Origin of the sequence: Hymenobacter terrenus (genome assembly GCF_000972495.1) — a bacterium.
GTDB lineage: Bacteria > Bacteroidota > Bacteroidia > Cytophagales > Hymenobacteraceae > Hymenobacter > Hymenobacter terrenus.
Map to the genome: position 1 here is coordinate 1 of NZ_LATM01000014.1, position 12,762 is coordinate 12,762.

Annotated in this window: 10 protein-coding genes and 1 tRNA gene; 8 read left to right on the forward strand and 3 right to left on the reverse strand. The window is 57.0% G+C overall.

The window, feature by feature from the left end; all coding sequences use genetic code 11:
• On the reverse strand, positions 1 to 3,761 hold a 3,761-nt coding region (locus WX88_RS31460), incomplete at its 3' end, for a metallophosphoesterase (RefSeq protein ID WP_052732767.1).
• A gap of 209 nt (positions 3,762 to 3,970) precedes the next feature.
• Here WX88_RS31460 and WX88_RS16410 point away from each other — a divergent pair.
• From WX88_RS16410 to WX88_RS27815, 6 genes are all read left to right on the forward strand, one after another.
• Complete coding sequence (locus WX88_RS16410) at positions 3,971 to 5,329, forward strand: Pycsar system effector family protein (protein ID WP_082116086.1); 1,359 nt, start codon at positions 3,971 to 3,973, stop codon at positions 5,327 to 5,329.
• A 59-nt stretch (positions 5,330 to 5,388) separates the two neighbouring features.
• Positions 5,389 to 5,460, forward strand: a tRNA-Arg gene (locus WX88_RS16415).
• 86 nt (positions 5,461 to 5,546) lie between these two features.
• The gene (locus WX88_RS16420) at positions 5,547 to 5,957 is read left to right on the forward strand and encodes a hypothetical protein (protein WP_046245491.1); all 411 of its coding nucleotides are present in this window, start codon (positions 5,547 to 5,549) and stop codon (positions 5,955 to 5,957) included.
• A 914-nt stretch (positions 5,958 to 6,871) separates the two neighbouring features.
• On the forward strand, positions 6,872 to 7,489 hold the full coding sequence (locus WX88_RS16425) for a hypothetical protein (protein ID WP_046245492.1): 618 nt from the start codon (positions 6,872 to 6,874) through the stop codon (positions 7,487 to 7,489).
• A 137-nt stretch (positions 7,490 to 7,626) separates the two neighbouring features.
• The gene (locus tag WX88_RS16430; protein WP_156176198.1) at positions 7,627 to 8,154 is read left to right on the forward strand and encodes a DUF6368 family protein; all 528 of its coding nucleotides are present in this window, start codon (positions 7,627 to 7,629) and stop codon (positions 8,152 to 8,154) included.
• A gap of 64 nt (positions 8,155 to 8,218) precedes the next feature.
• Positions 8,219 to 8,647 carry an Imm7 family immunity protein gene (locus WX88_RS27815; RefSeq protein WP_052732768.1) on the forward strand — a complete coding sequence of 143 codons (429 nt, stop codon included), beginning with the start codon at positions 8,219 to 8,221 and terminating at the stop codon, positions 8,645 to 8,647.
• A gap of 68 nt (positions 8,648 to 8,715) precedes the next feature.
• Here the strand turns inward: WX88_RS27815 and WX88_RS30160 are convergent, their stop codons facing one another.
• The gene (locus tag WX88_RS30160) at positions 8,716 to 8,868 is read right to left on the reverse strand and encodes a hypothetical protein (protein ID WP_156176199.1); all 153 of its coding nucleotides are present in this window, start codon (positions 8,866 to 8,868) and stop codon (positions 8,716 to 8,718) included.
• A complete protein-coding gene (locus tag WX88_RS16440; protein ID WP_156176200.1) occupies positions 8,868 to 9,305 on the reverse strand; it encodes a hypothetical protein in 438 nt (145 codons plus the stop codon). The genes WX88_RS30160 and WX88_RS16440 overlap by 1 nt, the downstream gene beginning before the upstream one ends.
• 471 nt (positions 9,306 to 9,776) lie before the next feature.
• Between WX88_RS16440 and WX88_RS16445 the strand changes: the two genes are divergently transcribed.
• Entirely contained in the window at positions 9,777 to 10,367 is a 591-nt protein-coding gene (locus tag WX88_RS16445) for a hypothetical protein (RefSeq protein ID WP_046245495.1), read from the forward strand.
• 561 nt (positions 10,368 to 10,928) lie between these two features.
• The gene (locus WX88_RS16450) at positions 10,929 to 12,479 is read left to right on the forward strand and encodes a family 43 glycosylhydrolase (RefSeq protein WP_052732769.1); all 1,551 of its coding nucleotides are present in this window, start codon (positions 10,929 to 10,931) and stop codon (positions 12,477 to 12,479) included.
• Positions 12,480 to 12,762 lie beyond the last annotated feature (283 nt).

A 12,762-nucleotide genomic window follows, 5' to 3' on the forward strand; every position in this document is an offset into this window, starting at 1 on the left:
AAGCGGTAGTCCCCATAGGTATGCTGGTACCCGATGCGCCCCGCGTAGGTGAGGTGGAAGGGAAAGTTGGGGGTGAGGTAGGCCCGAAACTCGGTGCTGAAGCGCCCAAACTGCAGCCCTTCCCCGTTGAGCTGCCAGTTATACTGAAACTCGTTGTACCAGCGCAGCCCAATGCGAGGGTTCTTCGGCGAGGAGCTGGCATCAATGTTCAAGTACAGCAGCCCACCCAGGTACTGGTTGGTGCGGAAGTCGGAGGCCCGCATCCCGAAGCGCCGGTTCTCGTAGGTCAGGTTGCCGTTCCGGGTGAGGCTGTCGCGGATGACCGTACCAATGGGTTCCCGCTCGATGCGAAACTGGTCGTAATGCGGCCCGATGCCAAATTTCATGAAGCGAAGCAGCTTGCGCTCAAAGGTGGGCGCGATACTGAACCGCTGAAAGCGCACCCGGTACGAGTTGTTCACGGTCCGGACCGTGACCCGGCCCCGGTTTTCGTCCTCAGAAGCAAGGTTCACCGTGTTGTTGCCGATGCCGAAGAAGTTGTAGAGCAGCTGCGGGCCATAGTACTGCGACGTGATGCGCAAGTCCGTCTTCTTGAAAATGCGGGTGAACTGGCCGGTGTAGCGGATGTTGTAGGCATCGCGGGCTGGGGCGAAGTTGGCCGCGATGGTCTGTTCCCAAGAAAAAGGCTCGCGGCGAAACCCGAAGTGGCGGTACGTCACGCCGCCGCCCACCAGAATGCCGTCGTCGATGTTATAGCCGAAGTACAGGGCCGGGCCCACGTAGTCGAGCCGGTAGTCCTTGAGGTCGAAGCGGTGGGGGTAGTCGTAGCGGCTCACCTCGTAGCCGGGCTCCAGGCGCAGGCGCGCTTCCGAGCTGGGATTAATGACGTTGCCAGTGTCGGCGTCGTACACCTGGGTTTTGTGGAGCAGGCCGCCCACGTGGTCGCGGGTGGTGATGGAGTCGCGGCCCGTGCCGGCAATAATGCGCAGCTTCACGCCGCTCTTCACGTCGCCGCGCACGTCGTATACGTCCTTCCCGCTGATGCCGTAGAGGCGCACTTCGTCGGTCACCTTGTCGTCGAACGTGCGGTCGTAGAGCACCTTAGTCAGCTTGCCGTCCTTGTTGATTTTGCGCATCACCACGCGGGTGCGGCGGTTGGGCAGGCGCTCCACGGTAAACTTCTCGTTCTTTCGGGAGCCCCTGATTTCTACGATTTCGGCCACCACGTCGGCATACTTGCCGGCCAGGTCGGGCAGTAGGTCGCGGCGGCTTTTCAGCTTGGCAATGATTTCCTTGCCGTGCAGGTCGTAGATTTCCTTGGGCCATTTCTCGCGGAATGCTTTCTCAATCACTTCATCCGTGAGGTGGGCTTTCATATACTCGGCCTCCTTTATCCACTCTTCGCGGGTCACGGCGCTCATGAATACCCGGTCGTTGCTGAGGCCCGTCTGGTTCAGGCCCTTGTAGTCAGCGTAATCATAGCCAAAGTTCTGGAAGTTGCGAATGGCAAACTTGCGCGAAATCAGGTAGGGCAGCACACCATCGCCCTTAAAGAAGGCAATGTCGCGGTCTTCGGGCACGGCTGTGAAGCGGCGGTCGCCGTCCTTGGTTTTGCGCTCGCTCCAGCGCCACTGGTCCTCGTGGCGGTCCCAGTCGCCAATCCACATATCGAAGAGGCGCGAGCGCGCAAAAGCCACCTGCTCTACCTGGTTGTCATTGTCGTCGAGCAGCCGCTCCAGCATCTTTTCGGTACCCACCAGGTTGGTAGCGTTGCCGAGGCTGGCCACGTTGTCCTGGTTGTCTTTGGCGTCTTCCTCCAGGGCGGCGGGCAGATTGGCGAACTGCGCGTAGTACTGGCCCAGCAACGGGTCCTGCGGAATATACACCGGCACCGGGTTGGTGTGCAGAATGCCTGCTGCCGTGCCCAGCGGCGGCAGCACAAAAGAGGCATATGGGTGCTGGGCCGAAATCTGGTCCTGAAGCACGGCCTTGGCCAGGCCGGTGCGCAGCTGCTCGGGCAGCACGGCGGCGGGGTCTTTGTCGATGCCGCGCAGCGAGAAATTGTGGCCGGCTTCATTGCGCAATTTCAACGACGCAGTTTGCTTGCCACCCCCGGTTTTGTAGGGCATCAGGCCACCTTCGTCGTTGGCCAGGTCGAGGGTGCGAAACTTCACCGGTGTCGCCCATTCCTTACGATAGTGCTTGCCCAGCAGCCAGTTGTGGAAACGGCCATGCTTGTCATAGCTCGGGTTGACAGCAACCGTGACGGTGCTGTCGCGGAAGTCGGGCCGTTGGGTAGGCACAGGGGCCTTGGCAATGGCTTCGGCAGTCTTTTGCTTTTTCCGGGCCTTGTCCTTCTTGCTCTGCTCGATGGCATTTTTAGTCTGCGTCAGCTCTTTGCCATTGGGGTTGCCATTGGTGGTAGTGAGGGCCGCTTCGGACATGGGCTCGACCGGCTGGGTCGCGATGGTGCCCGTCGTTTTGGCGTAGAGCGGCGTCCGGAACACCCGGCGGGCCGTCTTTCCTGCGCCCTGCGGCACGAAATACTCGGTCCACACCTGGCCATCGTCGTAGTAATTGACTTCGGCCCAGCCCTTCTCCTTGTCCGAGAAAATGGCACCGCCGGCGCTGCCGGGCTTCACGTGCTGGGTTTTGCAGCCCGAGCCGCTCACGATGAAGTGCGTGCCGCCTTCCTTATAGTATTGCAAGTTGTGCTCATGTCCGGCCGCGTATATCACGTTCGGGTACTTATTAAAAATATCGAGCAGCCCCTTCCGATAGGCCTGGTACAGAGGGTGCGGAATATCCTGGCTCACCCCGCCATACTTCCGGGCAAAGGGATAGATAGAACCAATGACCGGCAGCGGAATAAAGGCGTACTTAGCGACGATGCTGAGCGGAAAAATATGGTCGGCCAGGGTGAAATACCCACCGTGAATACCATCGCTGAACAGCGGGTGGTGGGCAAATACCAGGATGTGCTTGTCCTTGTTACGGGCAACAACTTCTTCCAGCGCCGCGAATACGTCATCGTTGTTATTGGCGCCGCAATTACCGTTGAGGCCGAAGGGCCGGTTGGTGGGCGACGTCAGAAACCACTGCGAGTTCAGGGCAATCAGCACCAAGTCGTCCTGCACGCGCACCTCAAACGGGCCGGGGCAGCCGTCGCGGGGCACAAAGAAGTCGCCGGTATAGGAAAACGCCGTCGAGTCTTTCTTCATGTAGTTCTCCACAAAGGCCTGTTCGCGGTTCACCTGAGCCAAGCCACCGGGCGCCCCCTGAATCCAGTCGTGGTTGCCGGGCGTCATGTATTTCTCGCCGGGGTATCCTCTAAAAATATCGAGTTGGGTGATGAGGCGCTTTTCGGCAATTTTACGGTCATAAGCGCCTTCGGGCGGCATCCCGTAGTTATACACATTGTCGCCGAGGTAAATGGTCGTGCTGTTTTTGCCGGCGCGCATAATTTCCTGCCGGAGGAAATTAAGGCTGGGCTCGCCACCTTTTTCGGGCGCAATGGGGTTGCCCACGTCACCGATAAGAAATACCCGGTACCGGATGCGGCTGGAATCTGGCGGAACATTACGCTGCCAGTTTACGCCGCTCTTGCGGTAGTTGGGACGGCTACGACGAGGATTCTGGCTTGACTCGCCGGCTTCGCCAAATTCCTTTTGGGTTTCCTTCGGGGGTTTAGCGGTTTGGGCCCGCGCCGTGAGGGATAGGCAGCAGGCCAGCAGGAAAGAGAAACGGCGAAATAGCGTCATGTAACGGGTGTATGGGAAGCGAGGCGCGGGAACTGACAGCAAGAAAGAATGATAGTTAGTAAATTTACAACCGCCGCAGGACCGGGCGGGTTGCGCCCGTTACGCAAAGCGCGGCAGTGCGGTTAGGTCCTGGATTTTAACTTACGCCCGCCGCTTCGCGTTGAAAGCCGGCGGGCCTGCCGGATGCGCCGGCCGTAGCTTCGCGTACCATGAAAGAAATCACCTCCGAATCCCTCGAAACGGCGCCCGTTTCCGTGGCGACCGAATCTTCGGAAACTACTGCAAAAGGAAGCGAATTGCCGACCGCTGCGGCCGTAGCCAGCCCGCTCATTCCCGAAGGCGACAAGCCGCACAAAGCCAAAGCGTCGTCCCTGGTAAAAGAGGCGCAGGCCTACGTCACCGAGCTTTTCGCCAAAGAGCTGCCCGCCAAGCTCACCTATCATTCGCTGCGCCACACCGAAGGAGTGGTGAAGGAGTGCCGCGCACTGGCGCCGGTTGCTAACCTCAGCCCCGACGACACCGAGGCCCTGCTGCTGGCCGCCTGGTTTCACGACACGGGCTACCTTGATGTATACGACGGCCACGAGTTCCGCAGCATGGAGCGCGCCGAAGCCTGGCTCACCGAGCACGGCGTAGCCCCAGCCCGCGTGCAGCTCGTCAAAGACCTTATCAGCGCCACGCACCGCGACTCGGTACCCGAAACCGAGCTGCAAAAGCTGCTGATAGACGCCGACATGAGCAACTTGGCCCGCGAGGACTTTCGCTCCAATGCCGAGCTGCTGCGCACCGAGTGGGAAGTGGTACTGGGAAAAACGTACTCCAACTTGGAATGGGCCGAGCTGCAGCTCAACTTCATGCTGGCCCACAAGTACCATTCCGATGCTGGCAAGGATAGCTACCGCAAAGCCTTCAAAGCCAACATAGCGGAGCAGCGCGACCAGCTGAAAAAGAGCGAGAAGAAGGAGAAAAAGAAGAACAGGGAACAGAACGATACCCTCGCGCAGCCCAAGCGCGGCATCGAAACCATGTTCCGCACCATGTACAACAACCACATGAAGCTGTCGGACATGGCCGACAAAAAGGCCAGCATGATGATTCAGCTCAATGCCGTGCTGATTTCCGTCATCATCACCTACCTCGGGGCCAAGATGGGCAAGGCCGGCACCCTGGGCCCGCTCATGACCAACAACCCCGTGCTGGGCATCCCGGTGAGTATTCTGCTGGCCACAGCCCTGGGCTCGGTCACCACGGCCATCCTCTCGGCCCAGCCCGACGTCACGGCCTTCAAGTGGCTGAAGAAAAGCCCCGAAATCGCCACTAACCGCCGGGTAAACCTGCTGTTCTTCGGCAACTTCACCAAGCTCAGCCTCGACAACTTCCAGAGCGGCATCCGCGAGCTGATGCGCCAGAAAGACGGCCTCTACACCAACATGGTCACCGACGTGTACTACCTCGGCGAGGTGCTGGCCCGCAAGTACGGCCTGCTCCGCACCAGCTACACCATCTTTATGGTCGGGCTGATTCTGACGGCACTCTCGTTCGCCATCGCCTTGCTCTATAAGTCATAAGGCACCTGTTTTGGCTGATGCGGTAGTACTGCCCGTGTCCGTTCCTATCTTTGTAGCAAGGCTGCGTAGTTCAACGGATAGAATAGGCGTTTCCTAAACGCTTGATATGGGTTCGATTCCCGTCGCGGCTACTTGCTGTTTTACTTCTTGCGTAATTAGCAACGCCTTGGAAAACCAAGGCGTTGTTTTTTTTGCCCAAAACCCTCACAGTCCTTCTATGAAAACCCTTACTCTACCCGTGTTGCTGGCTACCAGCCTGCTGTTTTCCCAATGCACCAAAACCTCCGAGGTAGCCCCCAAGCCCAAGATAGACTACGACCAGAAGAGTAAGGAAATCATGCAGGCAGTGAGCCCCGCCGTGGTAGGCAACTGGACACTACGCCGGGTGCACATCAAAGCCCAACGCTTCAATATCGGGCAGCACGAGTTAGGCGTGAAGCGAGACACCGTGTTCCAGGACTTTGCCACGCTTTCTATTCAGCCGGCTCCGTCCCGTCATTCATCCGGCGACCCGCGCTATCCGAATTTCACCGGCTTCTTGCGTTACAAGACCAAAACCTACCCGATTCAATTCGAACTCAATGCTGCCTCCCAGCGCCTCGTCCACGACGAGGGCCCCCAAGCTTAATTGCTACTTGACTCTAACTTTCCCGTGAGTTCTCGTCCTACTGAGCCAGAAGAGCAACTTTTAAAGTCCCTGGGCTTATTGCAAGAGAACTTCTCTTTGGAGATAGTGCCTGAGCAACCACGCATGATGACTTGGCGGGGCCTAAACCGAGGCATCGACAAAATTGAAATGGTGAAATAGCTTGAAGCAGGGGCTAAGCTCTCCTGAAGTCTTCCTGTAAGAACCATCAATAATGCCTGCTGTGCCTTCTGGCCTGGCAGGCATTTTTATTCAGTTTCTATAAAGCAGCAACAAGCCCAACTCTACCTCTTAGTTTGCTGCCACAGTACTGGCCAAGCACCAAGTCACCAGCTAACGCGCAACTCCTTCAACGTCACCCTCGACACGGTACGCCGCGTCTTCAAAGCCCTGAACGTGAAAGCAAGGACTCTCTCGCAACCAGCGGCACCACAGGCTTAACTCCCAACGCGCCAAAACCGTCTACGCACCGCAAGTCACCGGCCACGGGCAGCAGTTCCCGCCGCCGTGCCTACCGCAGCAGAATGTAGCAAAAGACGACACGCTAGTGCTTACGATTGGGGCGTATAACCGGTGCAGTTGCCGCTCTCCCACCAAAGCCCCGCCGTACCTTCACCCCAACGCACGGTTACTCCGCCTCACCTCGGCTGGTCTTGAAAAAGACGAAGCACCGGCTGTTGGAGCAGCCAGGGCTTCAAAGAAGCAGGTGGTATGAACACCTATCTTCTCCCTAGTAATGAGAAATAAGCGTGTGCAAAAACTACTACGGGCAGTCGCGGAGGCTGCTTTGTTGGGATTTGCAAGTGGCGTAGCGAAGGCCGGTGGCCTGCTACTGTTCACTTACCTACTCCAGTAAGGGGTTGCGGCCGGTGCGGAAATAAAACTTAAACGAAATCATGCCTAGCCTAGAACTACCAAAAACAACTCGCTTTGCTGAAGAGCAAGAGGTGCCGCGTTCCTATTGGAATAAAATTGCAGCGCGCCGAGAAGCACATTTTATTGAGGGCTTTGTGCTGACAGAAGTAGAGGACCCAGAACAACTATTTCGCTTCTACGCCGAAGTAAATGTCAATAATTCGCGCTTATGGAAGTTGTTCACACAATTAGCCGTCATATTACCGGATGTATGCGCGTGCCTTTTCTGTCCGTATGCAGGCGACGTAACTTACGGCGAGTATCAGGAGAAGGAACTCATACTAGCCATCTTGGGCTCTTTGCAAAAAGAGTTGTCCGAAGACTGCCATTTGGAGTTTGGTCTCATCTACAATGACGAGTCAACCCTAGCAGAAGTCTATGTAACAGAGTCGAAGTTTGTCAAGATATGGGGTGTTGACCGGCAGCAGTTCGAACAACTTATGGCTCAACACGGCATTCCGAAGTTTGAGGAAATGCAGTTTGTAGATGAATTCCCTAAAGTGGTGGTCCCCCTGACTACTCTGGATGCAGAAGCTAAATCAACACAGGAAATACTCGATTTGCTGGAAGATGCATTTGCATCTGGTCACCGGGAGTAGCCCCCAACGGGCAACGACTAACGCAGCCGTTTCTGGCGCAGCTAATGTGGCAAAGGGCGGCTATTGTGATGAGGGCGCGACCGGCGCAGAGCGGAAGTAGTTTACCACGAAGCTTCAATTCCACACGACTATAAATTATGGCAGGACCTTCTTCGGCAGTACTTCTAAGCTTGATTCCCAGTGAAACGGACTTAGCCAACATTCAGAACAACATCCAAGAAATCTCCGCAACAGTCCAAGGCGAGGATTTTTGGGTTGCTACAACCGTTCCAATAGGCGGGTCAGTAAAGATTAACAACACAATCGAAGCCCGGCCATTTATATTGGAATTAGAAGAAATAAGAGCCGGAGGGTTTTATTCAGCCTATGAATTAAGCCAGATAGCGGTTTTCTCGCATAGCAAGCCGCTTTTCAGTGTAAATCTAATCGCAATGTGTAATGGACAAGTTGACCACAGAATTCTAGGAGAGTTGACACTATATTTCGCCAACACGCTGAATGGAATTATCTATTTCGATGGCAACCTTGAGTTACAGGAAATAGCTGGTCATCAAGGAAAGATTTGTGACATAGATACGGAAGAAGCCACAGCAGCTTACAGTGTCTGTGACACGGAATTTATGAAGTGGTGGTTGAATCGCTCAGGATTTAAAATGATAAAATAGGTACCCCGCAACCGGTAGCAGGGAGCTTTTTGTCTACGCCACCCAAACGAACAGACTAAAGCAGATGATAGAAATACATGCTTGGATAACTCTCCGATATAGCGACTACGATTCTGAAGACCACCTTCAGCGTGATTTCATAGCGAATTTCAAAGGCTACTTAGCCCAGCAGTATAATTGGGTATTGGAGAATTCTTACGGCCGATTTATTGACCGAAATGGTTTAGAATGCTTTGCAATTGATGTTCAGCACAACCACAAAGACTCTTTTTATGTGTTGGATATATTTTCGTGGGTCGCCAAAGAATCAACTGGTAGCTATGGCTTGCTTTACTTCCACGATGACGAAGACCAAGAAGCCTTCAATGAGTTTCAAGTCTATGTCCTGAAAAGAGGAAAGCTCGCCAAATCGAAGGACTCGTTTCTATCGCCTTATCATGAAGAAGTAGAAAGGAAAAGGGAGTATGATGAGAACAATCCTCCCGAGGATTAACACCCAAAACCCGCCCGCTCCCCAACCGGAAGCGGGCGGCCTTATTTCCAAACCACCCCCACAGCAACCTAGTCCACCGGCGCCTCGCCCACCGTCACCGTACTCCCATTGCCCCCGCCCGAGTTGATAATCTTCCGCATCTGCACGTACTCATCATACAGCGGCCGGTCAATCAGCTTAAATGCCTTCATGTCCTCATCCAGGGCGCGCAACTCGTCCATCAGCTCATCCAGCAAGTCTTCCAGGCCGCGCCCGACAGCACCCGCTCATCAATGCTCTTGCGGGCAGCCGGCTGGGCCGTGCAGAAAGCGTCCAGGGCCTCGGCCAGCGGCTGGAGCGCCTTGGGCGTTAGGCCCTGCTTGGCCAGCTCCGGCACCACATCGGCCCGAGCCGCGCTGCCCAGCACCGACCCCACCACCCCAATAAATGCCAACGGCCGCAGCTTCCGCAGCTGCTTGTTGCTCAGCGTCACCGACGCTTGCAAGTCGGCATCGCCCAGCCGCGTCGCCACCCGGTTCAGCGGCCCCAGCAGGCCCGGCAGCAGGTCGAGCAGCCTTTTGCGCGCCGCCAGCGCCCCCTCGGTTAGCTTCTGCGTGCGCTTGGCCGTGCCGCCCCGCGCCCCCGACACCTTGTTGTAAGTCGTAATAACGGTGCTCAACTGCTCGCCCGCCACCTCACTGGCGCCACAATGGCAACTTTGTTTTCGGCCCCGTAGGCTACCACGCACCCACACATCACCAATCGGTCTTCCTTGAATTGCTTCATCCTTGTTGAATAGAAAAATAGAATAGACCGCGCCGGCCCGCGTCACAAACAATTGCCTGCTGCGCCTAATGTACAGGTTATTCCTTTCCCACCACCCCTTTGCCAGCCCGCCGAACACCCCTAGCCCCTCCCAAACACCCTTGCCACAAGCCAAAACCCCACGTACTCCCGCCCCAACCCCCGCCGCGCCCCAACCCCCGCCAGCATTGGGTAGCCGAAATGGTAGCGCCCTCCACTCACGCTACTAGGGCCAACACTACAGTAACAACAAACCCCAGCATCCCCCGAGTTACAGGTTGCTCGCCTTACATTCACCCCAGTGCACGGTTATCCTGCCCCAACCCCTCCTGAAACGCCTCTCAACATGAAAAAGCAGCTCGTTGCTCTGACGATGACCCTCACATCGTTCACGTCTTTCACAGCGGGCCCCGTCGACCGGATTGGCGTCAAAGGCCCCTTAACTTTCAACAAAACAACGTTCGACCTCACCTGGTCCGACAAGCCCAACGCCACCTATTCCATCCAGGAGTACCTACCCCAAGGCGAAACGGCCGAGCGCTTCAACCAGATGCTAACCCTCCATCTATTCGCCCAGGACACGCCCCTAAAAAGCGCCGTCAACCAGAAGCTGCAGGAGCTGGAAACCCGCAAGCAGACCGACCCCACCTGCAACTACCAGGTCACGGAAGGCCCCGGCGGCAAAGAATTCATAGTCGACTTCCTGCTTGGAGTAAACACCACCGAAGTCAGCACCATTGTAGAATTCAATATTTACCGCTACAAGCAAGTCGACCTTGGCAAACAGAAGCAAGGCATCGTCATCTATGCCTACACCAAACGAGCCTACGGCGACCAGGTAACGCCCTTCCTGAAAAACCTGCGCCAGGACCGCCCGGCCCTACTAAACAAGATGATTACCGCCCCCATCCCCACCCTCAAGCCTGCCGCGAAGTAGCGCATCCCCACGCATCCCGACCGCAAAAAAATACCTACCCGCCCAACCCTCCATCTGGCAGCCCGCTCACCAAACATAATAAAACGGTCACAGCCCCCTATCGGGCTACTTATCGCCGGAGCACCCAACCAATACTCAAGCAGACGGTGACAGAGTTAAGTCCTCGCAACGAGCAGCCCGCCGGCTCGCATTGCGCAGCTACCGCCGCTCCGCTCCATTCCCGCCCGGCCGCCGCTTCTTGGCAGAATCAAATTTTTATCCTACTTAGCTCCTCCTCTGGAACAAGGTTGGCCTGAATTATGCTTCCGTATTTTTCAGCACCACCTCTTCACAAACATAGCCCTTCTTGCTTATCTTTTGGGGGTTTAGTAAAAAAAATTGTACGTATTAACTCTGATATCTTTCATCCGGTGCAACTATTCGTTCGCCGATTACTTTACGAGGTTCATCCAAAAAAATCATACTTCCGCTGCGTCATCTGATTTAAGTCAGTAACTTTCCAAGCGGAAACGCCAACCTTCCTTTTTTGGCAATCCTTTCTATCCTTTTCACACCCCTCCCGTGTCAATCGAACTAGAACTGGCGGCCCCACTGGCCCCCTTCACCGTTGGCGTTTCGCCCGAAGTAGCCCCGGCTCCCGCCCGCTCCTACGACCATGTCGTCCTGCCTGGCGACTTTCCCGACCCCACCATCACTAAAATCGGTGATACCTACTGGGCCAGCGCTACGTCGGCCGAATGGGGCGCCGTATTCCCCCTCTTCACCTCCAAAAACCTGTTGGATTGGGAGCTGGTCGGCCACGTCTTCCCCGATAAACTGCCTGACTGGGCCGGCTCCAACTTCTGGGCTCCCGAGTTCTATCAGGAAAACGGCCGCACCTACGTCTACTACACCGCCCGCCAGAAAGGCGGCGTGCTCTGCGTAGGCGTCGCCAGCGCCGACCGCCCCGAAGGTCCCTACCACGACCACGGCCCCCTCATAGGCCAGGAAGCCGGTTCCATCGACGGCTTCGCCATGCCCGACGAGAACGGCGACCTCTACCTCATCTGGAAAGAAGACGGCAACTCCTGCCACCAAGATACCCCCATCTGGGCCCAGCGCCTCAATCCCGAGCGCACCGCCCTCATCGGCGAAGCCACCGAGCTTTTCGAGAACGACGCCCGCTGGGAAGGCCCACTAGTGGAAGGCTCTGCCTTGGTGCGCCACGACGGCTGGTTCTACATGTTCTACGCCGGCAACAGCTGCTGCGGCAAAAGCTGCAACTACGCCACCGGCGTAGCCCGCTCCCGCAAGCTCCTCGGCCCTTGGGAAAAGTATGAGCAGAACCCCATCCTCGACCGCAACACCACCTGGAAATGCCCCGGCCACGGCACCGTGACTGAAATGGACGGCCGCTGGTTCCTCCTCCACCACGCCTACCTCGCCGACAGTCACGAGTTCGTCGGCCGCCAGGGCCTCCTCAGCGAGTTCACCTGGAACGCCCAAGGTTGGCCTGAGTTCGTCAACCGCAGCCCTCAAGCTGCCCCCCTCACCAACGTGGCCGCCCTCAACGTGGCCGACGAGTTCGAAGGCGACGAGCTGGGCCTGGAATGGCAGTGGCCCATCATCAGCCCCAAGCCCACCACCACCGTCCGCGATGGTCAGCTGCGCTTGGCTGCCGGCTCCTCGCGCCTCGGCACCCTGCTCGCCCGCCGCACTCACGTGGCCACCTATAAAGCTGCCACCACCCTCGATTTCGCCAGCCTGCCCGCTGATACCTTCGCCGGTCTCGCCGCCGTCGGTGACCCCTACAACGCCCTCGCCCTGATGGCCGGCAACGGCCAGGTGCAAATCTGGCACGTGAAAAGCGGCAAGCAGCAGTGCCTCGCTCAAGCCTTCATCGAGCCCTGCGACACCATCACCCTCCGCCTCGAAGTGTGGGGCGGCCAACGCTACCGCTTCGCCTACAGCACCGACGGCGCCACCTGGCAGCCTCTGCCCACCGAAAGCTTCACCCTCAACGGCACCTACCTTCCCCCCTGGGACCGGGGCGTCCGCGTCGCCCTCGTCGCCCAAGGCACCGAAGGCACCGCCGCCACCTTCAACAACTTCATTATCCGCAACCAGCGGTAACTCCCGATTCACTTCAAAAAGCCCGGCCGCCCCATCAGGCGGCCGGGCTTTTTTATTGACCCCGTTCTAACACATGGCCGGAAGAGAACCTTACTTCCTCTTCCAAGGCGAGGGGAACCAAGTAGCAGGTTTACAACGAGGCGATGCCAAGTGTGTGGTCTCTACTTACCCGTGCGGGCTAATTTAAACTACTCCTGAAGGCTTAAGGCGAATCGGGCGATGAGGCACCTTGGGGAGCATTGCCCAATCCGAAAACAACAACGCCCGGCACATCTGTGCCGGG

Coding starts and splice junctions, on each gene's coding strand:
- WX88_RS16410 (WP_082116086.1), top strand. CDS start 3,971: ATGAAAGAAATCACCTCCGAATCCCTCGAAACGGCGCCCGTTTCCGTG.
- WX88_RS16420 (WP_046245491.1), top strand. CDS start 5,547: ATGAAAACCCTTACTCTACCCGTGTTGCTGGCTACCAGCCTGCTGTTT.
- WX88_RS16425 (WP_046245492.1), top strand. CDS start 6,872: ATGCCTAGCCTAGAACTACCAAAAACAACTCGCTTTGCTGAAGAGCAA.
- WX88_RS16430 (WP_156176198.1), top strand. CDS start 7,627: ATGGCAGGACCTTCTTCGGCAGTACTTCTAAGCTTGATTCCCAGTGAA.
- WX88_RS27815 (WP_052732768.1), top strand. CDS start 8,219: ATGATAGAAATACATGCTTGGATAACTCTCCGATATAGCGACTACGAT.
- WX88_RS30160 (WP_156176199.1), bottom strand. CDS start 8,868: ATGGACGAGTTGCGCGCCCTGGATGAGGACATGAAGGCATTTAAGCTG.
- WX88_RS16445 (WP_046245495.1), top strand. CDS start 9,777: ATGAAAAAGCAGCTCGTTGCTCTGACGATGACCCTCACATCGTTCACG.